The 24,358-nt window shown below is 74.9% G+C and carries 20 protein-coding genes; 10 read left to right on the forward strand and 10 right to left on the reverse strand.

Going from position 1 to position 24,358, the window contains the following annotated elements; translation table 11 throughout:
• A partial coding sequence (locus QSK52_RS24640; protein ID WP_285738320.1) for an ABC transporter substrate-binding protein occupies positions 1–597 on the reverse strand: 597 nt, incomplete at its 3' end.
• Between the two features lie 335 nt (positions 598–932).
• The gene (gene htpG, locus QSK52_RS24645; RefSeq protein ID WP_285738321.1) at positions 933–2,777 is read right to left on the reverse strand and encodes a molecular chaperone HtpG; all 1,845 of its coding nucleotides are present in this window, start codon (positions 2,775–2,777) and stop codon (positions 933–935) included.
• A gap of 214 nt (positions 2,778–2,991) precedes the next feature.
• Here htpG and QSK52_RS24650 point away from each other — a divergent pair, with 214 nt between their 5' ends.
• Positions 2,992–3,453: a hypothetical protein gene (locus tag QSK52_RS24650; protein ID WP_285738322.1), complete on the forward strand. Its 462-nt coding sequence runs from the start codon at positions 2,992–2,994 to the stop codon at positions 3,451–3,453.
• Between the two features lie 41 nt (positions 3,454–3,494).
• On the opposite strand, the gene QSK52_RS24655 is transcribed toward QSK52_RS24650, so the two are convergent.
• A complete protein-coding gene (locus tag QSK52_RS24655; protein WP_285738323.1) occupies positions 3,495–4,214 on the reverse strand; it encodes a ribonuclease H family protein in 720 nt (239 codons plus the stop codon).
• An 85-nt stretch (positions 4,215–4,299) separates the two neighbouring features.
• The gene (locus tag QSK52_RS24660; RefSeq protein WP_285738324.1) at positions 4,300–5,724 is read right to left on the reverse strand and encodes an MFS transporter; all 1,425 of its coding nucleotides are present in this window, start codon (positions 5,722–5,724) and stop codon (positions 4,300–4,302) included.
• Between the two features lie 157 nt (positions 5,725–5,881).
• Between QSK52_RS24660 and QSK52_RS24665 the strand changes: the two genes are divergently transcribed.
• Entirely contained in the window at positions 5,882–6,802 is a 921-nt protein-coding gene (locus tag QSK52_RS24665) for a helix-turn-helix domain-containing protein (protein ID WP_285738325.1), read from the forward strand.
• Between the two features lie 102 nt (positions 6,803–6,904).
• On the opposite strand, the gene QSK52_RS24670 is transcribed toward QSK52_RS24665, so the two are convergent.
• Positions 6,905–7,312 (reverse strand): cold-shock protein, encoded by a 408-nt coding sequence (locus QSK52_RS24670; RefSeq protein WP_285738326.1) that lies wholly within the window; start codon positions 7,310–7,312, stop codon positions 6,905–6,907.
• A gap of 480 nt (positions 7,313–7,792) precedes the next feature.
• Here QSK52_RS24670 and QSK52_RS24675 point away from each other — a divergent pair, with 480 nt between their 5' ends.
• The 8 genes from QSK52_RS24675 to QSK52_RS24710 all read left to right on the forward strand — a co-directional run bounded on the left by QSK52_RS24675 (position 7,793) and on the right by QSK52_RS24710 (position 19,036).
• Positions 7,793–10,450 carry a cytochrome P450 gene (locus tag QSK52_RS24675; protein ID WP_285738327.1) on the forward strand — a complete coding sequence of 886 codons (2,658 nt, stop codon included), beginning with the start codon at positions 7,793–7,795 and terminating at the stop codon, positions 10,448–10,450.
• A complete protein-coding gene (locus QSK52_RS24680; protein WP_435053349.1) occupies positions 10,447–11,547 on the forward strand; it encodes a polyprenyl synthetase family protein in 1,101 nt (366 codons plus the stop codon). The genes QSK52_RS24675 and QSK52_RS24680 overlap by 4 nt, the downstream gene beginning before the upstream one ends.
• Positions 11,548–11,707: 160 nt before the next feature.
• Complete coding sequence (locus QSK52_RS24685; RefSeq protein ID WP_285738328.1) at positions 11,708–13,336, forward strand: ABC transporter substrate-binding protein; 1,629 nt, start codon at positions 11,708–11,710, stop codon at positions 13,334–13,336.
• Between the two features lie 172 nt (positions 13,337–13,508).
• The gene (locus QSK52_RS24690; RefSeq protein WP_285738329.1) at positions 13,509–14,351 is read left to right on the forward strand and encodes an IclR family transcriptional regulator; all 843 of its coding nucleotides are present in this window, start codon (positions 13,509–13,511) and stop codon (positions 14,349–14,351) included.
• A 7-nt stretch (positions 14,352–14,358) separates the two neighbouring features.
• Positions 14,359–15,321, forward strand: a complete 963-nt coding sequence (locus QSK52_RS24695; protein ID WP_285738330.1) for an ABC transporter permease — start codon at positions 14,359–14,361, stop codon at positions 15,319–15,321.
• Positions 15,318–16,148 carry an ABC transporter permease gene (locus tag QSK52_RS24700; protein ID WP_435053350.1) on the forward strand — a complete coding sequence of 277 codons (831 nt, stop codon included), beginning with the start codon at positions 15,318–15,320 and terminating at the stop codon, positions 16,146–16,148. Before QSK52_RS24695 ends, QSK52_RS24700 begins: the two co-directional genes overlap by 4 nt.
• A gap of 13 nt (positions 16,149–16,161) precedes the next feature.
• Positions 16,162–17,802, forward strand: coding sequence for a dipeptide ABC transporter ATP-binding protein (locus QSK52_RS24705; RefSeq protein WP_285738331.1), 1,641 nt, complete (start codon positions 16,162–16,164; stop codon positions 17,800–17,802).
• A 58-nt stretch (positions 17,803–17,860) separates the two neighbouring features.
• The gene (locus QSK52_RS24710; RefSeq protein WP_285738332.1) at positions 17,861–19,036 is read left to right on the forward strand and encodes a hypothetical protein; all 1,176 of its coding nucleotides are present in this window, start codon (positions 17,861–17,863) and stop codon (positions 19,034–19,036) included.
• 7 nt (positions 19,037–19,043) lie between these two features.
• Here the strand turns inward: QSK52_RS24710 and QSK52_RS24715 are convergent, their stop codons facing one another.
• The 5 genes from QSK52_RS24715 to ispH are packed head-to-tail and all read right to left on the reverse strand — an operon-like array spanning position 19,044 to position 24,244.
• A complete protein-coding gene (locus QSK52_RS24715) occupies positions 19,044–19,979 on the reverse strand; it encodes a 4-(cytidine 5'-diphospho)-2-C-methyl-D-erythritol kinase (RefSeq protein WP_285738333.1) in 936 nt (311 codons plus the stop codon).
• A gap of 2 nt (positions 19,980–19,981) precedes the next feature.
• A complete protein-coding gene (fdxA, locus tag QSK52_RS24720) occupies positions 19,982–20,290 on the reverse strand; it encodes a ferredoxin (RefSeq protein WP_285738334.1) in 309 nt (102 codons plus the stop codon).
• Positions 20,287–21,459 carry a flavodoxin-dependent (E)-4-hydroxy-3-methylbut-2-enyl-diphosphate synthase gene (gene ispG, locus QSK52_RS24725; protein WP_285738335.1) on the reverse strand — a complete coding sequence of 391 codons (1,173 nt, stop codon included), beginning with the start codon at positions 21,457–21,459 and terminating at the stop codon, positions 20,287–20,289. The genes fdxA and ispG overlap by 4 nt, the downstream gene beginning before the upstream one ends.
• Positions 21,456–23,285, reverse strand: coding sequence for a 1-deoxy-D-xylulose-5-phosphate synthase (locus tag QSK52_RS24730; protein ID WP_285738336.1), 1,830 nt, complete (start codon positions 23,283–23,285; stop codon positions 21,456–21,458). The genes ispG and QSK52_RS24730 overlap by 4 nt, the downstream gene beginning before the upstream one ends.
• A complete protein-coding gene (gene ispH / locus QSK52_RS24735) occupies positions 23,282–24,244 on the reverse strand; it encodes a 4-hydroxy-3-methylbut-2-enyl diphosphate reductase (RefSeq protein ID WP_285738337.1) in 963 nt (320 codons plus the stop codon). Before ispH ends, QSK52_RS24730 begins: the two co-directional genes overlap by 4 nt.
• Positions 24,245–24,358: the final 114 nt, after the last annotated feature.

A 24,358-nucleotide genomic window follows, 5' to 3' on the forward strand; every position in this document is an offset into this window, starting at 1 on the left:
CGGCCAGCCGTCGTGGTAGTTGGTGTAGTAGGGGACGGCCTGGCCCTTGGCCTTGACGGCCTTCAGGTCGGCGAGGAACTCCTCGGGGGTCTTCGGCCAGGCCGTCACCCCCGCGTCCGCCCACACCCTCTTGTTGTAGACGAAGCCGGTCACGGTGCCGAAGTTCGCGATGCCGTAGACCTTCCCGCCGACGGTGCCGTAGTCGGTCCACTGGTAGGTCTTCGACAGCTCGTCCGCACTGCCCAGCGAGGAGAAGAAGGTGGGCAGCTGGGCGATGGACAGGTCGGAGGGGATCGGCAGCACGTCACCGTAGTTCTCGGTGTTCATGCGGATCTTGACTTCGCCCTCGTAGTCCTTCATGGCCTCGAACTTCACCTTGACGTTCGGGTAGACCTTGTTGAACTCCGCGGCGTACTTGTCGAGCGTGCCGTCGCCCACCTGGTCGGTGCGGTTGGTCAGCACGGTGATCGAGCCCGTGACCTTCGCCGGGTCGGAGTTCACCGACGGCGCAGCGGACACCCCGCCACCACCACTGCTGCTACAGGCAGTGAGCACCACCATGGAAGCGGCCCCGACGGCCAGCCATCCTCTGCGCATCTCGCTCATCCTTCACGCTGTTCCTCATCGACCCCGGACCACCCCCGGGGCTGTTGGACGCTTAACGTAGACGTCACATCGCAGCCCTGTCCATAGACCGGTCAACACTGAAATACAGCGGATCTACGGCGACAAAGCACCGATCAACTAAAACTTTACTTAACTAGATGACGGATGAGTCTCGTTACCGGACCGCGATCGCGAACCACTGGACAACGTTGTCAAAGCGGGTCAGAATTCACCGCAGCACAGTCACGTTGAGTCACCGCGCCCGGGCGTGCAGAGGCCGCGGCCACGCCCCGGGAGCGAGGGGCGGGGCCGCGGCCGGAGTGGCGTCAGACCGTCCGGGCCAGCCGGTCGGCCAGCAGCTTGGCGAAGCGGGCCGGGTCGGCGAGGTCGCCGCCCTCGGCCAACAGGGCGGTGCCGTAGAGGAGTTCGGCGGTCTCGGTGAGGGCCGGGTCGTCGGCGCGCTCCTCGTGGGCGGTGCGCAGGGCGCCGACCAGCGGGTGCTCGGGGTTGAGCTCCAGGATCCGCCGGGCGGGCGGGACGTCCTGGCCCATCGCCCGGTACATCTTCTCCAGGGTCGGGGTGAGGCCGTCGGCGTCGCTGACCAGGCAGGCGGGCGAGTTGGTGAGGCGGCTGGTCAGGCGGACGTCCTTGACCTCGGCGAGCGTCTCCTTGAGCCAGCCCAGCAGCGGCGCGTACGAGCCGGTGCGCTCCTCGGAGACCTCCTCGGCGGGCAGGTCGACGGCGCCGCGGGCCACCGAGCTGAACTCCTTGCCCTCGTACGCGGGGACGCCCTCGACCCAGATCTCGTCCACCGGGTCGGTGAGCAGCAGGACCTCGTAGCCCTGGGCCCGGAACGCCTCCAGGTGCGGGGAGTTCTCGACCTGGGCGCGGCTCTCGCCGGTCATGTAGTAGATCTTGTCCTGGCCCTCCTTCATCCGGGCCAGGTAGTCGGCCAGCGAGGTCGGCTCCTCGCCCGCGGTGCTGGCGAAGGAGGCGACGTCGAGGATGGCCTTGCGGTCCTCGGCCGGGTCGAGCAGGCCCTCCTTGACGGCGGGGCCGAACTCGCGCCAGAAGGTGCGGTACTTCTCCGCGTCGCCGGTCATCATCTCCTTGATCGTGGCCATCACCTTCTTGGCGAGGCGGCGGCGGATCAGCTGGATGTGCCGGTCCTGCTGGAGGATCTCGCGGGAGATGTTCAGCGACAGGTCGGCGGCGTCGACCACGCCCTTGACGAAGCGCAGGTGGTCGGGGAGCAGCTCGCGGCTGTCCTCCAGGATGAACACCCGCTTCACGTACAGCTGGACGCCGTGCCGGCCGTCGCGCTGGAACAGGTCGTGCGGGCGGCGGGCCGGGATGAACAGCAGCGCCTCGTACTCGAAGGTGCCCTCGGCCCGCAGGCTGATGGTCTCCAGCGGGTCGGTCCAGTCGTGCGAGACGTGCCGGTAGAACTCGTGGTACTCCTCCTCGGCGACCTCGGCGCGCGGGCGGGCCCACAGCGCCTTCATCGAGTTGAGGGTCTGCTCCTCGGCGCCCGCCGCCGCGGTGGCGCGGATCGGGAAGGCGATGAAGTCGGAGTAGCGCTTGACGATCCGCCGGACGGTCGCCAGGTCGGTGTAGTCGTGCAGGCCGTCCTCGCCGTCCTCGGGGCGCAGGTGGACGGTGACCGAGGTGCCCTCGGGCGCGTCCGCGACCTCCTCGACGGTGTAGGTGCCCTCGCCGGCCGACTCCCAGCGGGTGCCGGTGGGCTCGCCGGCCTTGCGGGTCAGCAGGGTGACCCGGTCCGCGACCATGAAGGTGGAGTAGAAGCCGACGCCGAACTGGCCGATCAGCTCGGCGGGTTCCTTGCTCTCGCGCAGGCGGCGCAGCGTCTCGGCGGTGCCGGAGCGGGCGATGGTGCCGATCAGGCCGACGACCTCGTCACGGCTCATGCCGATGCCGTTGTCGCGGACGGTCAGGGTGCGGGCGTCCGGGTCGACGGCGAGGGCGATGTGCAGGTCGTCGGCGCGCAGCCGCTCGTCGGTCAGTCCGGCCAGGCGCCGCTTGTCCAGGGCGTCCGACGCGTTGGAGATCAGCTCGCGCAGGAAGACGTCCTTGTTCGAGTAGATCGAGTGGACCATCAGCTGCAGCAACTGCCGCGCCTCGGCCTGGAACTCCAGCGTCTCGGTGGTCATGGGGCCCTTCTCGCTCAGTTTCGCTCGGGTGACGGTACGGGTTCGGGAGCACGCGCTCCGTGGCAATGTGACACACCGGCGGCGGCCCGGACAAACCCCGTGGACGGTGGGTCCAGGCCCACCCGGTCGTACGGGCAGGCCCATGTCGGGGCGGCCGCGCGCTCCGTAGCGTCGAAGGCACCACGACACCGCGAGACCCGGGGAGCCCGAGACCGTGAACGCCACCGACGCCAACGCCGCCACCGCCGCCACCGCCGCCACCGCCGACGACACCTTCACCGACCGCCGCGCCGGGGAGGCGCTCGACACCGTCCGGACCTGCATCACGCTGTTCGGGGCGGTCGGCGGGATCGTCCTGGCCACCGTCGCCGTGACGGCCGCCACCGGGCACCCGACCACCGCGTTCATGTGGGTGCGCGGCGCGGTCCTGTTCCTGGCGACCTTCCTGCTGCACCGCTACCTCGGGCGCGTCCGGGCGGGCGACGCCAAGGCGTTCGACCGGCTGCGCACCCTCTCGGCCGTCGCCCCGGTCGCCGTGGTCGGCGTCGACCTCGTCCCCGGGCTGTGCCCGGCCTGGTACGCCGTCCTGCAGGGCCTGTCCGCGCTCGCGCTGGTCGGGGTCGCCGTCCTCACCCGCGGGGCCGCGCTGCGGGCCGCCTTCCCCGCCGCGCGGTGACGGCCGCCGGAGCCGGGGCCCGGCGGCCGTCGGGCGTGCCGTCAGACGTGGGCGGGCGCGCAGCCGGGGTGGCCCCAGCCGCTGCCCACCTTGGTGATCGTCTCGCCCTTGCCGTAGGAGCGCCCGCACGGGCACCGGCCGGGGAACTTCGCGGCCAGCGTCCGGCCGCCGCCCGTCGCACCGCGCTTCGCCGCCCCACCGCCGGCGCCGGACGCGGCGGAGGACGCGGAGGACGGGGAGGAGCGGCGGGCGCGCGGGGCGGGGGCGGTGACCGGGTCGGGCACCGGCAGGTCGGCGGCGGTGCCCGCGGCGGACTGCTGGGTGCGGGCCGCGTCGCTGGCGGCCTTGTCGGCGATGGCGTTCAGCCGGTCGCCGTCCACCTGGTGGGCGGGCACGTAGACGAACTCGACGTCGCGGCCGGTCAGCAGCGCGTCGATCCGCTGGATCAGCTCCTGGTTGGCGACGGGCTTGCCCGCCGCGGTCCTCCAGCCGTTGCGCTTCCAGCCGTGCAGCCACTTGGTGACCGCGTCCCGGGTGTAGGTGCTGTCCAGGCGCACCTCCAGCGGGGCCGCCGGGTCGGTGGCCTCCAGCAGGCGCTGCAGGGCCGTCAGCTCCCCGACGTTGTTGGTGTTGCGCCCCAGTGCGCCGGACTCCCAGCGCTGCGGCGCGCCGTTCCCGTCCGCGACCACGTAGGCCCACCCGGCGGGCCCCGGGTTGCCCTTGGCCGCTCCGTCGCAGGCGGCGATGACTCGTTCAACCATCCCTCGATCATGCCAGCCCGCGCCCACGGCACCGTCCCGCCCGCCCTTCCTCCGCGGGAGGGGACGGGTGGGGCGGTGCCGCCGGTCAGGAGGCGCGGCGGCGGAGGAAGCCGGTGCTCAGGACGCCGACCAGCACCAGGGCCGCGTTCACCAGCACGGCGAGCGTGACGCCGTCCAGGACCGCCGCGGCGGACGGGTGGGCGCCCGCCCGGGCCGCGACGACCGCGCTCATCACCGGGGTGCCCACGGTGATGCCGATCTGCTGGGTCATCGTCGCCAGGCCGGTGGCCAGGCCCTGCTCGCGGTCGGGCAGGCCGGAGGTGGCGGTGACCATGAAGCCGACGATCACGTACATGTTGCCGACGCCGCCGACGAAGGTCGCCGCGAGCAGCAGCCACAGCGAGGAGTGGCCCGGGCCCAGCAGCAGCAGCGCGGCCGTGGCGGCGGCCTGCACCAGGCCGCCGGTCACCAGGGCGGTGCGGGTGCCGGTGGCGGCGATCAGACGGGCCGCGGTGGCGCCGCCCAGGACGGTGCCCAGGCCCAGGACCCCGAAGGACAGGCCCGCGGCCAGCGCGGAGAAGCCCAGCACCTCCTGCAGGTAGAGGGTCAGCAGGAACACCAGCGAGGTCTCGGTCAGGAAGGCGATCAACCCGGCCGCGTTGCCCCACACCACGCTGCGCCGCCGCAGGACCGCCACCGGCACCAGCGGCGCCGCGGCCCGCCGCTCCACCGCCAGGAACACCAGCAGCAGGGCGGCGCCCAGCGCGAGCCCGCCCAGCGCGAGCGCGTCGCCCCAGCCCGCCGCACCGGCCCGGGTCAGGCCGTACACCAGGGACAGCAGGCCCAGCGTGACGGAGAGCGCGCCCGGCACGTCCAGCTCCGGGCGGGCCTCCGGACGGCTCTCCCGGATCACGCCCGGGGCGACCAGCAGCACCGCGAGCGCCACCGGCACGTTCACGAAGAACGCCCAGCGCCAGGACAGCAGGTCGGTGAGCACCCCGCCGAGCACCGCGCCGGTGGTGAACCCGGCCGACATCAGCGCCCCGTTCAGGCCCAGCGCCCGGTCGCGCAGCGGGCCCTCCGGGAACGAGGTGGTCAGCAGCGACAGGCCCGCCGGGGTGACCGCCGCCGTGGCCAGGCCCTGCGCCACCCGGGCCGCGACCAGCACCGCCGGTCCGGTCGCCAGACCGCCCACCAGCGAGGACGCCCCGAGCACCGCCAGGCCCAGCAGGAACAGCCGGCGCCGCCCGAACAGGTCGGCGACCCGCCCGAACAGCAGGGTAAACCCGGCCGCGGCCAGCGCGAACGCCGTCCCGATCCACTGCAGTTCGCCCAGCGGGAGGCCCAGGCCCCGGCCGATCGCCGGGAGGGCCACGTTCAGGATCGAGAAGTCCACCGCCAGCATGAACTGGGCGACCAGCAGGACCAGCAGGACGACGCGCTGACGCTTCGTCAGTCCTGATGCCGAGTACGGGCGTTGAAGCTCCCCGGGTACCGTTTCCGTCGTCATGGCGGGCCTCCCTCTCGATGCTGCTGCGCGGTTGCGCGGTGACGAGGAGGAGACTGCACCGGCCCGGGAGACCCACCCAGACCCCTGCGGAAGGTAGCACCGGCAGGGACACCCTGCACCGGCCGCGCAGGCGCCCCGCACCGGCACACTGGACGGCATGGAGACCTCGACCGACCTCGGCGCGTTCCTGCGCAACCGCCGCGCCCGGCTGCGCCCCGAGGACGCCGGGCTGACCCCGTACCCCGGCCGCCGACGGGTGCCCGGGCTGCGCCGCGAGGAGCTCGCCCTGCTCGCCGGGGTCAGCGTCACCTACTACACCCGGCTCGAACAGGGCCACAGCGCCAACGCCTCCGACGGTGTCCTGGACGCGCTCGCCCGCGCCCTGCGCCTCTCCCCCGACGAGCGCGCCCACCTCTACGACCTGGCCCGGCCCTCCCGCGTCCGGCGTGCGCCGCAGCTCCGGCCCGCGAAGGTCCGGCCCGCCACCAAGCACCTGATCGACGCGATGCCGCTGGTGCCCGCCGTCGTCCTGGACCGCGGCAACGACGTCCTCGCCTGGAACGCCCTCGGCCACGCCCTGCTCGCCGGGCACCTCGACCCGACCTCCCCCGACCGGCCCGCCGACCGCCCCAACCTGACCCGGCTGCTCTTCCTCGACCCGCACACCCGCGAACTCCACACCCGCTGGGACGAGGACGCCCGCACCGCCGTCGCCGCCCTCCGGCTCGCCGTCGGCCGCCACCCCGAGGACCACCGCCTGGCCCGGCTCGTCGGCGAACTCGCCATCCAGAGCACCGAGTTCGCCGCCCTCTGGGCCCGCCACCCGGTCCGTGACTGCACCGTCGGGACCAAGTCCTTCCACCACCCCCTGGTCGGCCCGCTGGAGCTCGACTTCGAGAGCCTCCCCCTCTCCGACGGCACCACCCACCGCCTCCTCCTCCACACCCCCGCCCCCGCCACCCCGTCCGCCGCCGCCCTCGCCCTGCTGGCCACCACCCTCACCGCGCCGACGGGGGAACCCGGACGGGCACGGGCAGCGGGGACGGCGGCAGGGCGCGGGGACGGCGACGGCGGCTGAGGGCGGGCCGGAGAGCGGGGCGCCGCACGTGGAACCGCCCCCGGCGTCCCGCCCCGGGGAGCCGGGGCGGGAGGTCGGGGGCGGGGGTGCGTGCGGGGTGGGTCAGCCGATCCAGCCGTGGCTCTTGGCGAGTTGGAGCATGGCGGCGCGGACCTGGAGGATCTGGGTGCCGGTCAGGGACGGGGCGGCTTCCAGGAGGGCCTCGGTGACGTCGTCGAGGTAGTCGTCGGAGGCGAGCTGCTCGTCGTCGTCGACCGGGCGGGCGATGCGTTCGGCGAGGGGGGCGGCGGGGGCCTTGGGGTCGGCGCCGGGGGCGAGTTGGACGGAGGAGGCCTTGGGGCCGCGGTCGCCCTCCTCGATGTCGAAGACCACGGCGAGGCCGGTGCGGATGTAGGACTCGGGGATCAGCAGGTCGTTGACGTGCAGGAAGACGTCCTCCCCGCCCTGGTCCGGGGCGATGAACCCGTAGCCCCGAGAACCGTCGAACCGCACCACGCGACCGGCAACCATGCCAACCCCCAGACACCTTCCGGGCCCCTTGCCCGCAACCTGGGCCCGAGGATAGTCCGGCCGCGGCGGCGTGGCGAACCCGGCCGTTCGGGGAGCGGTGGGCCGGGTGTCACCCGGCGGTCGCCGGGGCGGGGCGGCGGGGCCGCGGGCGGGCGTTCCGCACCGCGGAACGGTCGGTGTACAACGGCGAATCGGCCCTCGTAGCATCCCGGTCAACGGAACGCTCTCCGAGGGGAAGACCCGCATCATGAAGCCCTGTGCCCGGACGGTGAAGGCCCTGCGCGCTGTCGCGTGCCGCCGCTGTCCGCGCCGCCGCTGTCCGCGCTGACCACGCGCGCCGGACGTCTCCCGCTTCGCCCTCCCCGTCCCGCCCTCCCCCGTCGCCGTCCCCCTTTCTCCGGTGCCGCCGGTCGCCCGTCGTGACCGTGCTGCCCTCGTCGCCGTTCCCGCGACTCACCCCTGCCCGAGGATTGGATTCGCATGCCGGTGCACTCCCGTGTGGAAACCGTCGAGTTCTTCCTGCCGGAACTCCCCCGCCTCCTCCCCTACGCCTACCATCCGCAGGCCGCGCAGATCGAGATCGCGTCGAACGGCTGGATCCGCCGACTGCTCGCCGACACCTTCGCGGACGAGGACGCCCTGCTGTTCTTCCTCCGCCAGCGCAACGGGATCTACGGGCCGCTGACCGTCCCGCACGCCCCGTACCAGCGCGCCCTGGACATCGCCGACTGGTACCAGTACGTCACCGTCATCGACAGCTTCGTCTCCGACCGCACCGCGCTGGGCTCCAGCGCGCGGGCCGCCCGCGAGGTGTTCGCCCGGATCCTCGGCGACTTCGAGGGCGACGTGGAGCCGGACCCGCAGTTCCCGTACGGGCGGGCCGGGCAGGACCTGTGGCGGCGGATCAGTCCGGGGCTCAGCAAGCACCAGGTCAAGCGCTTCGCGGCGAGCCTGGAGGCGTTCCTGCGCGGCTGCGCCACCGAGATCCAGGCCAAGGTGGACGACGCCGTGCCCGACTACGAGACCTGCATGGCGGTGCGGTTGGACAGCTTCGGCTGCGACTTCATCGAGCTGATGACCGAGTACGGCACCGAGACCGACATGAGCGAGCTGCTCCCCCGGCTGGACGAGGTGCACCTGCACTGCCGACGGCAGATGATCATCATCAACGACCTGCTGTCCTGGCGGAAGGAGCACGCCCAGGACGACAAGATGACCGTGGTGCGCGTCCTGACCGAGGGCCAGGGCCTCGGCCTGCAGGACGCCGTGAACCGGCTCTGCGCCCTGGTCGAGGAGCACGAGCGGGCCTACATCGCCGCCCGCGACGAACTCCTCGCCGGACCGCTGGGCGAGCGCGAGGACGTGCGGCGCTACCTGCGCGGCCTGGACCACCTGATGGGCGGCAGCCAGGAGTTCGAGTACCTGACGCCGCGCTACTTCGGCGACGGCTCGGCCTGGGACGGCACCACCTCCGGCTGGGTCGACCTGAACGCGCCGGTCACCCGCTTCCGGCCCGAGCCCTACCCGGCGACCGCGGCGGCGGGGGAGGCGGCCGCAGGAGCGGAGGAGCCCGCGGCGCCGGAGGAGCCGGAGGAGCCCGCGGCGCCGGAGGAGCGCGCGGAGGCCGCGGGGCCGCAGGAACCCGCGGGGCTCCCGGCGGCGGAGGCGGCCGCGGTCCGGCGGCTCGCCGCCGGTGGCGGGGAGCGGGTGGCGGAGCGGCCCGCGGGCCGGGCTGCGGCGGGGCGGGACGGCAGGGGCGAGTGGAAGGTGGTGGCGGCCCGGAGGGCGGTGCCGGTGCTGGGGCACGCGCTGCCGCTGTGGCGGCGTCCGCTGCGGTTCCTGGCCGAACTGCCGGGCGACGCCGACCTGGTGGAGGTGCGGCTGGGCCCGAAGCGGGCGTACCTGGCGCACAGTCAGGAGCTGGCGCAGCAGGTGCTGACCGATTCGCGGACCTTCGACAAGGGCGGCCCGCTGTTCGAGAAGGCCCGGCTGCTGGTGGGCAACGGGCTGGTGAGTTCGGAGTGGGAGCCGCACCGGCGGCAGCGCCGGCTGCTGCAGCCCGCGTTCCACCCGTCCCGGGTGCCGGGGTACATCGCGCTGATGGGCGAGGAGATCGAGGAGGAGCTGGCGTCCTGGCGGCCGGGGAAGGCGCTGGACGTCAGCGAGGTGATGCACGGCCTGACGCTGAAGATCACCGCGCGGACGATGTTCGCGACCACCGCGGACCGGCGGGCGATCGACGAGGTCGCGTACTGCATGCCGGTGATCATGCGGGGCGTCTACAAGCGGATGATCGCACCGCTGGGCCTGCAGGAGCGGCTGCCGACCGCGCACAACCGGGACTTCGAACAGGTCCGGGTCCGGATGCGGACGCTGATCCGGGAGACCCTGGAGAAGTACCGGGCCCAGGGCTCCGAGGACTCCGGCGACCTGATGTCGATCCTGGTCAACGCGCGCGACGAGCAGACCGGGGCCGGGCTCAGCGACGAGGAGATCCACGACCAGGTGATGACCCTGCTGATCGGCGGCACCGAGACCACCGGCAACACCATGGCCTGGGCCTTCCACCTGCTCGCCACCCACCCCGAGGTGGAGGAGAGGCTGCACGCCGAACTGGACACCGTCCTGCAGGGCCGCACCCCCGGCTTCGCCGACCTGCACAGCCTGCCGTACACCGGCCGGGTGCTGACCGAGACGCTCCGGCTCTACCCGCCCGCCTGGCTGCTCACCCGCACCGTCACCCGCGACACCGAACTCGCCGGACGTCCGCTCGCCAAGGGCTCGATCGTGATGTACAGCCCGTACGCGCTGGGGCACAACCGCTCGGTCTACCGGGACCCGGAGCGCTTCGACCCGGACCGCTGGCTGCCCGAGCGCGCCGCCGAACTGCCGCGCAACGTCAACCTGCCGTTCGGCGGCGGCAGCCGCAAGTGCATCGGGGACAGCCTCGGCTTGGCCGAGACCACCATCACGCTGGCCGGCATCGCCTCCCGCTGGCGGCTGCGCGCGGTGCCCGGCGCCCGGGCCGGGACGGCGGTGCCCCGGGCCTCGCTGGGCACCGGCCCGCTGCCGATGCTCCCCGAGCCGCGCGGCGCCGCCGCCCGCACCGACGCCCTCGCCGGGGCGGTGGCCCGGTGAACGACATCCGGATCGAACCCACCGCCCGCCCCGACGCCCTCGACCTGCTGCCGCTGGACGGCGCCGACGTCCTGCGGACCCTGGAGCTCTGCCGCGACCTGGTGGCCCCCGCGCTGCGCGAGGCCGTCTCCGGGCTTCCCCCGGACATCGGCCGGGCCGTCGAGTACACCCTCGGCTGGCGCAGCGTCGAGGGCCTCCCGCAGCAGGCCGGCGGCAAGGCGCTGCGCCCGGCGCTGGCCCTGCTCGCCGCGCAGGCCGTCGGCGCGCCGCCGCGGAGCGCGGTGCCCGCCGCCGTCGCGGTCGAACTGGTGCACGTCTTCTCGCTGGTGCACGACGACATCATGGACGGCGACGAGCAGCGGCGGCACCGGCCCTCGGTGTGGAAGGCGTACGGGGTCGGCCCGGCCGTGCTGGTCGGCGACGCGCTGCTGGCGCTGGCGCTGGACTCGCTGGCCCGGGCCACCAGCGGCCGGATCGGCGCCGCGGCGCTCACCTTCCTCTCCTCCTCGCTGGTCGAACTCGTCGCCGGGCAGGCCGAGGACATCTCCTTCGAGGACCGGCCGTGGACCGGGCAGCGGGCGGTGACCGTCGCCGAGTACAACGCCATGGCCGACCGCAAGACCGCCTCCCTGCTGGGCTGCGCCTCCGGGCTCGGCGCCCTGCTGGGCGGCGCCGACGCCGCACAGGTCGCCGAACTCACCCTGGTGGGGCGCCACTTGGGGCGCGCCTTCCAGGCGTCCGACGACCTGCTCGGCATCTGGGGCGACCCGGACGTCACCGGCAAGCCCGTCTTCAACGACCTCCGGCAGGGCAAGAAGACCCTTCCGGTGATCGCCGCGCTCGGCTCCGCCGCCCCCGCGGCCCGGCTGCTGGCCGCCCTGCTCGGCAGCGGCGAGGGGCCCGGCGTCAGCGACGAGCAGGACCTGCGGGACGCGGCCGAGCTGATCGCCGCCGCGGGCGGCCGCTCCTTCGCCGCCGAGGCCGCCGCCCGGCACCTGGAGCAGGCCACCCGGATCATCACCGGCACCGCCGTGGAGAGCGGCGCCGCGAACGCGCTGGCCGCGATCGGCCGGTTCGCCGTCCACCGCAGCCACTAGCGCGGTGCCGGGCGGCCCGCCCCACCCGGGCGGGGCGCCCGGCACCGGACCGCACCCGCACACCCACGCACCCGCACCCGCACCCGCACCGCACCCGCACCTCCTCGTACCCGTGCATCCGTACCCGTGCATCCGCACCCCAGAGAACGGCTCGACCCTCATGAGAAGCAGAACCGTGCCCGGCGCCTGCCGGCGCGCCCTCCCCGCCGTGCTGTCCGTCGGCGTGCTGGCCCTGGCCGCGTGCGGCTCGCCGGCCGCCGGTGGCGGCGGCGGGGCGGGGGCCGCCGGAACCCCCCGCAGCGGCGGCACGCTGACCTACGCGGTCGGCACCGACGTGCTGTGCGCGGACCCGCAGCAGGCCGGGAACGGCGACGAACTCGCCGCGGCCCGCGGGCTGGTGGACTCGCTCACCGCCCACGACCCGGACAGCGGCAAGCAGGTCCCGTGGCTGGCGAGCTCCTGGGAGGTCGGCGAGGGGGCCCGCAGCTTCACCTTCCACCTGCGCACCGGGGTGACCTTCAGCGACGGGACGCCGCTGGACGCGCAGGTGGTGAAGGGCAACTTCGACAACGTCGCCAAGCTGGGCGCGCACGCCGTCCAGGCCACCAGCTACCTGGCCGGGTACCGGGGCACCACCGTGGTCGACCCGCAGACCGTGCGGATCGACTTCGACCAGCCCAACGCCAAGTTCCTGGAAGGGACTTCCTCCCCCAGCCTGGGCCTGGTCGCGACCGCGACGCTGGCGAAGCCGGCCGCCGACCGGTGCAGCGAGGGCGTGATCGGCTCCGGCCCGTTCACCCTGGAGCGCTTCACCCGCAACCAGCAGGTGGTGGAGGTGCCGCGCAAGGACTACGCCTGGGCCGCCGCCAACGCCGCGCACCAGGGCCCGGCGTACCTGTCCTCGCTGGTGTTCAAGGTGGTGCCGCAGGACGGGGTGCGCTCCGGCGGCCTGCGCTCCGGCCAGTTCGACGCGATCGGCGCGGTCGGCCCGCAGGACCGGCAGCCGCTGCGCGCCGCGGGCTACCAGCTGCTCACCCGGGCGGTGCCCGGCCTGGTGTACAGCCTGAACGTCAACGTCTCGCGGCCCGCGACCGCCGACCCGGCGGTGCGCACGGCGCTGCGGCTGGCCCTGGACCGGCAGCAGATCGTCGACACCGTGCTGGGCGACGGCAGCAAGGCCGCCACCAGCGTCCTGGCCTCGACCACCCCCGGCTACACCGACCTGGGGCCGAAGCTGGCCGCCGACCCCGCGGGCGCCGCCCGGCTGCTGGACGGCGCGGGCTGGACGAAGGGCCCCGACGGCGTCCGCACCAAGGACGGAACCCGGCTGTCGCTGGTCGCCGTCTGGTTCGGCGGGGCCGGGCCGGTGCAGACCAGCCTGGAGCTGGCCCAGCAGCAACTGAAGTCCGTCGGCGTGGAGTTGACCCTGCGGCCGATCGCGATCGCGCAGGCGATAGCGACCTTCAAGGCCGGGGACTACGACCTGATCGACGGCCAGGGCTCCAACGCCGACCCGGACATCCTGCGCACCTACTACAACCCGCAGGGCCTCAACGTGGTCCGGCTGCCCGCCGGTCCGCTGCAGGACCTGCTCAACTCCCAGGCCACCGAGGCGGATCCGGCGGCGCGGGCGCAGCAGGTCGGCAAGGCCCAGCAGCAGCTGGTCGACGACGGCTACGCGATCCCGCTGTACGAGGCGACCGGCGTGATCGGGCTGGCCCCGCGCGTCCACGGCGTGAGCTTCGACGCCGCCTCCCGGCCGCAGTTCCACGACGCCTGGCTCTCCTGAACCTCCCGGAACGGGCACACCGCCCGCACCCTGCACCCCAGAAGTACACAACTGGATTGCTACGCACCGCAGTTCGAACATATCAGCGATGTGAACAGTTCATTGAACCGCCGCCCGCCCGCGCCCGGCGTGGTGACCTGGCCCGACCCGCTACCGACACGGAGTGTGAACCATGAACGCCACGGTGAAGTCCGCGGTCCGCGCGGCGGCCACCGCCGAGGGGCTCGGCCCGGAGCCGCACGGCGCCGTGGCCAAGTCCGTCCTGGTCCTGGACACCCTGCCCGGCGACGGCAACTCGATCGGGCTCGCCGAGATCGCCCGGCGCACCGGACTGCCCAAGACCACCGTCCACCGCATCCTCGGCATCCTGACCGGCCTCGGCCTGGCCGGGCGCCACCCGACCGGCTACCGCCTCGGCGACCACATACCCGACCTGGTCAAGGAGACGCCGTGCGTGCGCACCACCGAACTGCGCGAACGGATGCTCCCCTACCTGCTGGACCTGCACCGGCTGACCGACGAGGCGGTGCACTTCGGGGTCCTGCGCGACCAGGGCGTGCTCTGCCTGGAGCGGCTGCACGGGCACCGCAGCGCCCCGCTGCCGGTCCGGGTCGGCCGGGTGCTGCCCGCGCACGCCACCGCGCTGGGCAAGGTGCTGCTGGCCTTCACCGACGAGTCGGCGCACGCGTCCACGTCGGCTCCGGCTCCGGCGCAAGGCGGCGTCCGGGCGCACGAGTTGGCACCCTTCACCGCCCGCACCCTGACCCGCACGACGGCCCTGGCCCGCGAGCTGGCGACCGTCCGCACCCGCGGGATCGCCCTGGACCACGGGGAGTTCCGCCCCGAGGTGCACTGCCTGGCCGCGCCCGTGTGGGGGCCGGGCCGGGTGCTGGTCGGTGCGGTGTCGACCAGCTGGCCCGCGAACCGGCTCTGCGTGGAGGAGGCCGGCCGGCACGTCCGGCTGGTCGCGCACGCCGCCTCGCGCGCCCTCGGCTCGCTCTCCGAGGCGGCCTGACCCCGCCATGACCCGCTACCTGCTGCGCCGCCTGGCGCACACCGCCTTCGTCCTGTGGGCGGCCTTCACCGCCTCCTTCGTGCTGCTGTTCCTGCTGCCCGGCGACCCGGTCGCGACCATGGTGCTCGGCGGCGGCGGATCGGCCGCCCTGGACGGCGCCCAGGTCGCCGCGCTGCGGCACGCGTACGGCTTCGACCGGCCGGTGCCCGCCCAGTACCTGGACCGGCTGCTGCACGCCCTGCACGGCGACTTCGGCAGTTCGGTGCAGAGCGGCGAACGGGTCGGCGCGCTGATCGCCGACGCGCTCCCGCAGACCGCCCAGCTCACCGGTGCGGCCCTGCTGCTGGCCCTGCTCGGCGGCGGCGCGCTGGCCCTCGCCGGGGCGTGGACCCGCAGCCGCCGGCTGGCCCGGCTGCTCGACGCGGCGCCCGCCCTCGGGGTCTCCGCGCCGACCTTCTGGACCGGCCTGATGCTGATCCAGTTCGTCTCCTTCCGGCTCGGCCTGTTCCCGTCCGTCGGCGCGGCCGGACCGGCCGCGCTGGTGCTGCCCGCGCTCACCCTGGCCCTGCCGGCCGGCGCGGTGCTCGCCCGGGTGTTCACCGGCAGCCTGCGGGCCGCCCTCGGCGAGCCGTACGTCACCACCGCGCGGGCCAAGGGCGCCACCCGGGCCCGGGTGTACTTCGGGCACGCCCTGCGCAACGCGGCGGGCGCCCCGCTGGCCCTGCTCGGGCTGCTGGTCGGCGAACTGCTCGCGGGCTCGGTGGTCACCGAGACGGTGTTCTCCCGCGGCGGCCTGGGCCGGGTCACCGCCTCGGCCGTCGCCACCCAGGACATCCCGGTCGTCCAGGGCCTGGTGGTGCTCGGGGCCGCGGTCTTCGCCCTCGCCAACCTGGCCGTCGACCTGGCCCAGCCGCTGGTCGACCCGCGCCTGCTCGTCCGCACCGCCGCCCCGCGGAGCGTGACCGCGTGAGCCTGCTGACCGCCACCTCGGTCCGGGTGCGCTCCGCCGGTGCGGGCGCCCTGACGGCCGCCGGGTACCTGCTGCTGGTGCTGGTCGCGGCCGTCGCCCCCGGCCTGTTCACCGACCGCGACCCGCTCGCCGCCCGCCCCGCCGACCGGCTGCTGCCGCCCGGCTCCGGGCACCCGTTCGGCACCGACGAACTGGGCCGCGACCTGTTCGCCCGGGTCGTGCACGGCACCGCGCTGTCGCTGGAGGCCGCCGCGATCGCCTGCGCGATCGCCCTGGTGCTGGGCACCGCGCTGGGCCTGCTGTCCGGGGCGCTCGGCGGCCGGGTCGACGAGCTGCTGATGCGCGCCACCGACGTGCTGCTGGCGATCCCCTCGCTGCTGCTGTCGCTGGCCCTGGTCACCGCGCTGGGCTTCGGCACCGTCAAGGCCGCGGTCGCGGTCGGCGTGACCTCGGTGGCCGGGTTCGCCCGGATCATGCGGGCCCAGGTGCTGCGGGTGCGGGCCGCTCCGTACGTGGAGGCGGCCCGGGCGGCCGGGGCCCGGTGGCCCGCCGTCCTGCTCGGGCACGTCCTGCCGAACGCCTGGGGGCCCGTCCGCGGCTTCGCCGCCCTGCAGTTCGCGACCAGCCTGCTGTCGGTCTCCTCGCTGGGCTTCCTCGGCTACGGCGCCGCGCCGCCCGCGCCCGAGTGGGGCTCGCTGGTGGCCGCCGGACAGAACTGGTTCGCCTCCGCCTGGTGGCTGAGCACCCTGCCCGGGCTGACCGTCGCCGCGACCGTGCTGGCCGTCAACCGGCTCGCCGCCGCCCTGCCGGACGCGGAGAGACCTTGAACGAGGAGAGAGCGTGACCGAGCACCCGCCCGCCCTGCTGTCCGTCCGCGCGCTGACGGTGTCCTACCGCGTCCGCGGCGGGCCGCCGGTCACCGCCGTCCGGGACGCCTCGCTGGACGTCGCGCCCGGCGAGGTGGTCGCCCTGGTCGGCGGCTCCGGCTCCGGCAAGTCGACCCTCGCGCACGCCCTGGTCGGCCTGCTGCCCGCCGGGGGGCGCCGCGAGTCCGGGCAGGTCCTGTTCGACGGCACCGACCTCGCCGCGCTGCCCGAACCGCAGCTGCGCGCCCGGCGCGGCCGGGACCTCGCCCTCGTCCCGCAGGACCCGCTGACCTCGCTCAACCCCGTCCAGCGGGTCGGCCGCCAGGTCGCCGAGGTGCTGCTGCTGCACGGGCTCGCCGACCGCGAGCAGGCCCCCGCCCGCGCCGTCGAACTCCTCGACCTGGCCGGGGTGCCCGACCCCGGGCGCCGCGCCCGGCAGTACCCGCACGAGCTCTCCGGCGGCCTGTGCCAGCGCGTCCTGATCGCGATCGCGATGGCCGGCGGGCCGCGGCTGATCGTCGCCGACGAACCCACCAGCTCGCTGGACGCCCTCGTGCAGCGCCGCGTCCTGGACGAGCTCGGCGAGCTCACCCGGCGCTCCGGCACCGCCCTGCTGCTGGTCACCCACGACCTCGGCAGCGCCGCCGAACGCGCCGGGCGGCTGGTCGTGATGTCCGGCGGCACCGTCGTGGAGAGCGGCCCCACCGAGCAGCTGCTCGAACGCCCCGCCCACCCGTACACCCGCGAACTCCTCGCCGCCGCCCCCGGCCTGACGCCCCGCCGGTACGCCCCACCTCGGCCGGTGCCGACCGTGCCGCTGCTGACCGCCCGCGGCCTGGTGCACGCCTTCCCCGGCGCGCCCGCGCCCGCCGTCGACGGGGTCGGCTTCGAGATCGGCCGCGGCGAGACCTTCGCCCTGGTCGGCGAGTCCGGCTCCGGCAAGTCCACCACCGCCCGGCTGGTCGCCCGGCTCGCCCGCCCCACCGGCGGCGAACTCCACTTCGACGGACGCGAGGTCACCACCCTGCGCGGCACCCCGCTGCGCGAGCTGCGCCGCCGGGTCCAACTCGTCCAGCAGAGCCCGTACGCCTCCCTCGACCCGCGGCACAGCGTCGCCCGGATCGTCGGCGAACCCCTGCGCGCCTTCCGCACCGGCGGCCCCGGCGCCGCCGGGCGCCGCGCCCGGGCCGCGCTGGTCGCCGAGATGCTGGAGCGGGTCGCCCTGCCCGCCGACACCGCCCACCGGCGCCCCGCCGAGCTCTCCGGCGGCCAGCGCCAGCGGGTCGCCATCGCCCGCGCCCTGGTGCTCCGCCCCGACCTGGTCGTCTGCGACGAGCCGGTCTCCGCGCTCGACGTCACCGTGCAGGGCCAGATCCTGCACCTGCTCGCCGAACTGCAGGCCGAACTCGGCGTCGCCTACCTGTTCATCACCCACGACCTCGCCGTGGTCCGCCAGATCGCCCACCGCGTCGGCGTCCTGCGCTCCGGCCGCCTGGTCGAGACCGGCGACGTCGACACCGTCCTCACCGCCCCCGCCCACCCGTACACCCGCGAACTCCTCGCCGCCGTCCCCGGCCCGCCGAAACCCGCGGCCGCGCAGCAGGCCACCACCTGAGCCCCGGCCGGCCGGAAAAGCGTTCGCGCCCCGGCCCGGGCTCGGGCAGGATCGGCCGGTGGACCTCCCCCTGCTGCTGGCCGCCGTCGAACGCGGCGACGAAGACACGGCGCTCGAACTCCTCTTCGGCGCCAGCGCGGGCGACCTGGCGAGCGAGGACGCCGTGACCCTGCTGGCCGCCGCCGCGCGGGCCGGACGCCAGCGGGTCGTCGACCACCTGGTCGTCTGGGACGTGGACGTCACCCGTCCCTGGGAGGGCGGCGTCGACCCGGTGGCCTGGGCGGCCGAGAACGGCCGCTACCTGGTACTGGAAGCCCTGCTGTCGCGCAGCGGCGACCCGCTGAGCGACGACAGCCCGCACCGCCGTGCGCTGCGGGCCGCGCAGGCGGCGCTCGCGTCCGGCGCGGGGGACGGGAGCGCGCACCGGGCGATCGTCACCGACCTGGAGGCCGCGCTCGGCGTCCGACACTCACCGGACGAGTTGCTGGCCCGCGCCCTGGTGCACCGCGACCCCGACCACGACGACTGGTGGGCCTCGGCCTACCAGCTGGGCCTCCGCATGGACCGGGAGACCTTCGACTGGGCGCTCGAAACCGCCCGGGACACCACCGACCCCGACCGCAGGCGCTTCGGGCTCGACGTGCTGAACCACCTGGCGATCGCGTTCAGCGCTCGTCCGGACGACGACGAGGCCGTCGAACTCCCCTTCGCGCGCGAGGCCGAGGACTTCCTGCGACCGCTGCTGGACGGTGAGCAGGACCCGCGCACGCTCTCCGTCGTCATCAGGGCCCTCTCCTTCTACGACAGCTCGGACGACCCGGTCACGGCGTTCCTGCCCTACGCCCACCACGCCGATCCCGGTGTCCGGGCTTGCGTCTCCACGATCATCCACAGCAACACCGCCCGGCGGGAGGAAGCCCTCGCGGCCCTCGTGCACCTGGCGGACGATCCCGTGCCCGTGACCCGGGCGAACGCCCTCTACAAGCTCGCCAGGTCCGACGTCGACACCCCGGAGCTGCGCGCCGTCTTCGCCGCGCACCTGGCGGACCCCTTCTTCTACGCCCGGCTGAAGGCCGCCGCCGGGCTCGCCCTGCGCGGCGAGGAGCGCGGTCTGGCGGCCCTGGACGAGATCCGCTCCGGCATCAAGAACATGAACAGTCCCGGCTGGGGCAGCCTCGGCGTCATCGACCACCTGCTGCGCGTCCGTGCCGAGACGGCGGCCGGGAGGAACTGAGGCGCCTTCACCGCACGGGCGTCGCCAGCACGCTCGCGCCCGGCACCGGCCCCGTGGCGGTCCAGGCGCGGTGGCAGGTGCCGGAGGCGGTGAGGGCGGCGGCGAGGCGGGTGGCGGCGGCGGCGTCCGCGGCGAGGAAGGCGCAGGTGGGGCCGGAGCCGGAGACCGTCGCGCCGAGGGCGCCCGCCGCGGTGCCGGCCCGGAGGGTGGCGGCCAGGGCGGGGCGCAGGTGGAGGGCGGCGGGCTGGAGGTCGTTGCCGAGGGCGGCGCCGAGCGCGGCCGGGTCGCCGGTGCGCAGGGCGGCGAGGACGGCGGGGTCGGCGCCGAGGGTGCGGTGGTGGCGGGGGCGGAGGCGGTCGTGGGCGGCGTAGACGGCGGGGGTGGGGAGCGGGCCGTCGGCGGTGGCCAGGGCCCAGTGGAAGGGGCCGGTGACCGGGAGCGGGGTGAGGCGGTCGCCGCGGTCGAGTCCGAGGGCGGCGCCGCCGAGCAGGGCGAAGGGCACGTCACTGCCCAGCTCGGCGGCCAGCAGCTGGAGTTCGGCGGGCGTGCTGCGGGTCTCCCAGAGCGTGGCGCAGGCCAGCAGTGCGGCGGCGGCGTCCGCGCTGCCGCCCGCCATGCCGCCCGCGACCGGGATGCGCTTGTCGATGTGCAGGTGGACGTCGGGGCGGATGCCGTGCTGCGCGGCGAGCGCGGTGGCGGCGCGGGCGGCGAGGTTGTCGCGGTCGAGCGGGACGCCGGCGGCGCCCTCGCCCGCGACGCTGAGGGTGAGGCCCTCGCCGGGGGCGGCGGTGACCAGGTCGTGGCGGTCGACGGCGAGGAAGACCGAGGCCAGCGGGTGGTAGCCGTCGGCGCGCCGGGCGCCGACGGCCAGTTGCAGGTTGACCTTGGCGGGTGCCCGGACGGTGACGGTGCCCAGGGCCGCGGCGGTGGCGGTGCCCTCCACCGTCAGCCGGTCCGGTCGAGCAGCGGGTGGTCGGCGTCGAGCGGGGGGACGGTGCGGGCGCCGCCGGGCGAGCCGAGCGGGGCGAGGACCTCGGCGGCGGCGGGCCGGAAGCCGGTCCACTCGGGCGGGAGGTCGTCCTCGTAGAAGACCGCCTCGACCGGGCAGACGGGTTCGCAGGCGCCGCAGTCGACGCACTCCTCGGGGTGGATGTAGAGCATCCGCGGGCCCTGGTAGATGCAGTCGACGGGGCACTCGTCCACGCAGGCCCGGTCCTGGACGTCGACGCAGGGCTGGGCGATCACGTAGGTCATGCGTTCTCCTCCTGGTCCTGGCCGCTCTCGGCCTCGGCGAGTCTGAGGGCCTCTTCGAGCAGGGTCTCGACGATCCGCGACTCGGGGACGGTCTTGACCACCTCGCCGCGGACGAAGATCTGGCCCTTGCCGTTGCCGCTGGAGACGCCGAGGTCGGCCTCCCGGGACTCGCCGGGCCCGTTGACCACGCAGCCCATGACGGCGACCCGCAGCGGGTGCGGGAAGCCCTCGAAGGCGGCCTCGACCCGGGCGGCGAGCGAGTGGATGTCGACCTGGAGGCGTCCGCAGCCCGGGCAGGAGACGATCTCCAGCTTGCGCGGGCGCAGGCCGAGCGCGGCCAGCACGTGGCAGCCGGCCTTGACCTGTTCGGCGGGCGGGGCGGAGAGCGAGACCCGGATGGTGTCGCCGATGCCCTCGTTGAGCAGGATGCCCATCGCGACGGCCGACTTGATGGAGCCCTGGAAGGCCGGTCCGGCCTCGGTGACGCCCAGGTGCAGCGGGTAGTCGCGGGCGGCGGAGAGCTGCCGGTAGGCGGCGATCATGGTCTGCGGGTCGTGGTGCTTGACGGCGATCTTGAGGTCGGTGAAGCCGTGCTCCTCGAACAGCGAGCACTCCCACAGCGCGGACTCCACCAGCGCCTCCGGGGTGGCCTTCCCGTACTTGGCGAGCAGCCGCGGGTCGAGCGAGCCCGCGTTGACGCCGATCCGGATCGGGACCTTCGCGGCGGTGGCGGCGGCGGCGATCTCCTTGACCTTGTCGTCGAACTGGCGGATGTTGCCGGGGTTGACCCGGACGGCGGCGCAGCCCGCGTCGATCGCGGCGAACACGTAGCGGGGCTGGAAGTGGATGTCGGCGATCACCGGGATCGGTGACTTGGCGACGATCGCGGGCAGCGCCTGGACGTCGTCCTGGGAGGGCACGGCGACCCGGACGAGGTCGCAGCCCGCGGCGGTGACCTCGGCGATCTGCTGGAGGGTGGCGTCGACGTCGGCGGTGACGGTGGTGGTCATGGTCTGGACGGAGATCGGCGCGCCGCCGCCGACCGGGACGCTGCCGACCTGGATCCGCCGGGTGGGCCGGCGCTGCGGGACGGCGGGTCCGGCGGCGGCTCCGGGGGCTCCGGGGGGTTCGGCGCGGCGGGTCAGCAGGGTCAGGTCGACGGCGGTCATGACGTCCTCCCGGGGTTGGGGTGCGCGGGGTGGGACAGGTCGTGCGCGGCGGCCGCACCGGTGGCCCGGGCCAGCAGGGCGCGGGCGGTGTCGGCCAGCGCGGGCCCGCTGAGGCCCGCGGCAGCGAGGAGTTCGGCGCGTTCGCCGTGGGCGAGGAAGCGGGTGGGCAGGCCCACCGGGTGGACGGGGGTGGTGCCGTGGTCGGCGCTGTGCTGGGCGATCAGGGCTCCGGCCCCGCCCTCGCGGACGCCGTCCTCGATGCTGAGGGCGACCCGGTGGCGGTCGGCCAGGTGGGCGAGCGCGGGGTTGACCGGGACGACCCAGCGGGGGTCGGCGACGGTGACGCCGAGGCCGTGGCGCTCCAGGATGCGGGCGGCGTCGAGGGCGGCCGGGGCGGTGGCGCCGATCGCGATCAGCAGGACGTCCAGGGCGGCCCGGGGGGTGCGGTGCAGCAGGTCGATGCCGTCCATCGCGGCGAGGGCCGGGAGGTCGGGGCCCGCGGTGGCCTTGGGGAAGCGGACGGCGGTCGGGCCGTCGGTGGTGTCGACGGCCTCGCGCAGCAGTTCGCGCAGCCGGGCGGGGTCGCGCGGGGCGGCGATCCGCAGGCCGGGGACGCGGGAGAGCAGGGCGAGGTCCCACAGGCCGTGGTGGGAGGCGCCGTCGGGCCCGGTGACGCCGGCCCGGTCGAGCACCAGGGTGACCGGGAGGCGGTGCAGGGCGACGTCCATCAGGAGCTGGTCGACGGCCCGGTTGAGGAAGGTGGCGTAGAGGCAGACCACGGGGTGCAGCCCCCCGGCCGCCAGTCCGGCCGCGGAGGTGACGGCGTGCTGCTCGGCGATGCCGGAGTCGAAGGTGCGGTCGGGGAAGCGGGCGGAGAACGGCCCGAGGCCGACCGGCAGGCGCATCGCGGCGGTGAGCGCGACCAGGTCGGGGCGGTCCTCGGCGAGGGCGGTGAGCTCGGCGCCGAGGACGGAGGTCCAGCTGGGTGCGGCGGGGGTGAGCGGGCGGCCGGTGCGCGGGTCGATGACGCCGCAGGCGTGCATCCGGTCGTCGGTGTCGGCCTCGGCGGGGGCGTAGCCGCGGCCCTTGTCGGTGACGGTGTGCACCAGGACGGGGCGGCCCAGGGCGGCGGCCTCGCGCAGGGCGTCCTGGGTGGCGGTGAGGTCGTGGCCGTCGACCGGTCCGAGGTAGTGGAACCCGAGGTCGGTGAAGAGGTTGCGCCCGGCCGGGGCCTCGCCGCTGCGCAGCCGGGCCAGGTGGGCGGCGAGGGCGCCCGCGGTGGGGTCGTAGGAGCGGGTGTTGTCGTTGAGGACGACGACGACGGGGGTGGCGTGCGCGCCGATGCTGTTGAGCGCCTCGAAGGCGGCGCCGCCGGTCAGCGCGCCGTCGCCGACCACGGCGACCACCCGGCGGTCGGGGGCACCGGTGCGGTGGAAGGCCCGGGCCAGGCCGTCGGCGTAGGCCAGCGAGGTGGAGGCGTGCGAGCTCTCGGTCCAGTCGTGCGCGGACTCGGCCCGGGAGGGGTAGCCGGAGAGGCCGCCGCGGCGGCGCAGGGTGTCGAAGTCGGCGGCCCGGCCGGTGAGGATCTTGTGCGGGTAGGTCTGGTGGCCGGTGTCGAAGACCAGGGCGTCGCGCGGCGAGTCGAAGACCCGGTGCAGGGCGATGGTGAGCTCCACCACGCCGAGCGAGGCACCCAGGTGGCCGCCGCTGCGACTGACCGTACGGACCATCAACTCACGGATGTCAGAGGCGAGTTCGGGCAGGTCCTGGTCGTCCAGGGTGCGCAGTCCGGCCGGGGTCGCGGCCCGCGAGAGCAGGTCCGTCATGCGGAACGCACCTTCTTCGGCAGGGCGAAGCGCACCGACTCGGTGGTGACGGTGCGCTCCTCGACGCTGATCGGGCCGCGGGCGGCGATCGCGGCGACCACGCCCTCGACCAGGACGGCCGGGGCGGAGGCCCCGGCGGTGACCGCGACCGTCCGGGCCGGGTCGATCCACGCCGGGTCGACCTGCTCGGGACCGTCGACCAGGTGCGCCTCGGTGCCGTGCCGGTGGGCGAGTTCGACCAGCCGCACCGAGTTGGAGGAGTTCGGCGAGCCGACCACCAGCAGCAGGTCGGCCTCCGGCAGCAGCGCCCGGACGGCGTTCTGCCGGTTGGTGGTGGCGTAGCAGATGTCCGCCGAGGGCGGCTCCTGGACCAGCGGGAAGCGCTCGCGCAGCGCCGCGACCACCTCCTCGGTGTCGGCGAGCGCCAGCGTGGTCTGGGTGACGTAGGACAGCCGGGACGGGTCGGGGACGCTCAACCCGGCGACGTCCTCGGCGTCCTGGACCAGCACGGTGGCGTGCGGGGCCTGCCCGAGGGTGCCCTCCACCTCCTCGTGCCCGGCGTGGCCGATCAGCACCACGGTGTCGCCGCGGGCCGCGGCGCGCTGCGCCTCGGCGTGCACCTTCGACACCAGCGGACAGGTCGCGTCGATGACGTCCAGGTTCCGTTCGGCGGCCTGGGCGCGCACCGCCGGGGAGACGCCGTGGGCGGAGAAGACGACCGTCGCCCCGGACGGCACCTCGTCCAGCTCCTCGACGAACACCGCGCCGCGGGAGCGAAGTTCGGAGACCACGTAGGCGTTGTGCACGATCTGCTTGCGCACGTACACCGGGCCGGGGGCGTCCGCGAGGGCGGCGGCGACCACGTCGATCGCGCGCTCCACGCCGGCGCAGAAGGAGCGGGGGGAAGCCAGCAGCACCGTGCGGACGGGGGCGGACTCGGGGAACGACCGGTCGGACATGACTTCTCCTCGGATGAGCGTTCCGTTGTCCGCGATGCTAGGAGCGGGAATTCCGCCCTGTACACCGGCCGTTCCGCCCGGCGGAACGAATGACGCCGATTCAACACGCTTGTC

Source organism: Kitasatospora phosalacinea (genome assembly GCF_030268885.1).
In the GTDB taxonomy this organism is placed as follows: domain Bacteria; phylum Actinomycetota; class Actinomycetes; order Streptomycetales; family Streptomycetaceae; genus Kitasatospora; species Kitasatospora phosalacinea_C.

Bases quoted from the DNA above. Each gene is read 5' to 3' on its own strand.
- htpG (WP_285738321.1), bottom strand. From the start codon at position 2,777: ATGACCACCGAGACGCTGGAGTTCCAGGCCGAGGCGCGGCAGTTGCTG.
- QSK52_RS24655 (WP_285738323.1), bottom strand. From the start codon at position 4,214: ATGGTTGAACGAGTCATCGCCGCCTGCGACGGAGCGGCCAAGGGCAAC.
- QSK52_RS24660 (WP_285738324.1), bottom strand. From the start codon at position 5,724: ATGACGACGGAAACGGTACCCGGGGAGCTTCAACGCCCGTACTCGGCA.
- QSK52_RS24665 (WP_285738325.1), top strand. From the start codon at position 5,882: ATGGAGACCTCGACCGACCTCGGCGCGTTCCTGCGCAACCGCCGCGCC.
- QSK52_RS24670 (WP_285738326.1), bottom strand. From the start codon at position 7,312: ATGGTTGCCGGTCGCGTGGTGCGGTTCGACGGTTCTCGGGGCTACGGG.
- QSK52_RS24675 (WP_285738327.1), top strand. From the start codon at position 7,793: ATGCCGGTGCACTCCCGTGTGGAAACCGTCGAGTTCTTCCTGCCGGAA.
- QSK52_RS24685 (WP_285738328.1), top strand. From the start codon at position 11,708: ATGAGAAGCAGAACCGTGCCCGGCGCCTGCCGGCGCGCCCTCCCCGCC.
- QSK52_RS24690 (WP_285738329.1), top strand. From the start codon at position 13,509: ATGAACGCCACGGTGAAGTCCGCGGTCCGCGCGGCGGCCACCGCCGAG.
- QSK52_RS24695 (WP_285738330.1), top strand. From the start codon at position 14,359: ATGACCCGCTACCTGCTGCGCCGCCTGGCGCACACCGCCTTCGTCCTG.
- fdxA (WP_285738334.1), bottom strand. From the start codon at position 20,290: ATGACCTACGTGATCGCCCAGCCCTGCGTCGACGTCCAGGACCGGGCC.
- ispG (WP_285738335.1), bottom strand. From the start codon at position 21,459: ATGACCGCCGTCGACCTGACCCTGCTGACCCGCCGCGCCGAACCCCCC.
- QSK52_RS24730 (WP_285738336.1), bottom strand. From the start codon at position 23,285: ATGACGGACCTGCTCTCGCGGGCCGCGACCCCGGCCGGACTGCGCACC.
- ispH (WP_285738337.1), bottom strand. From the start codon at position 24,244: ATGTCCGACCGGTCGTTCCCCGAGTCCGCCCCCGTCCGCACGGTGCTG.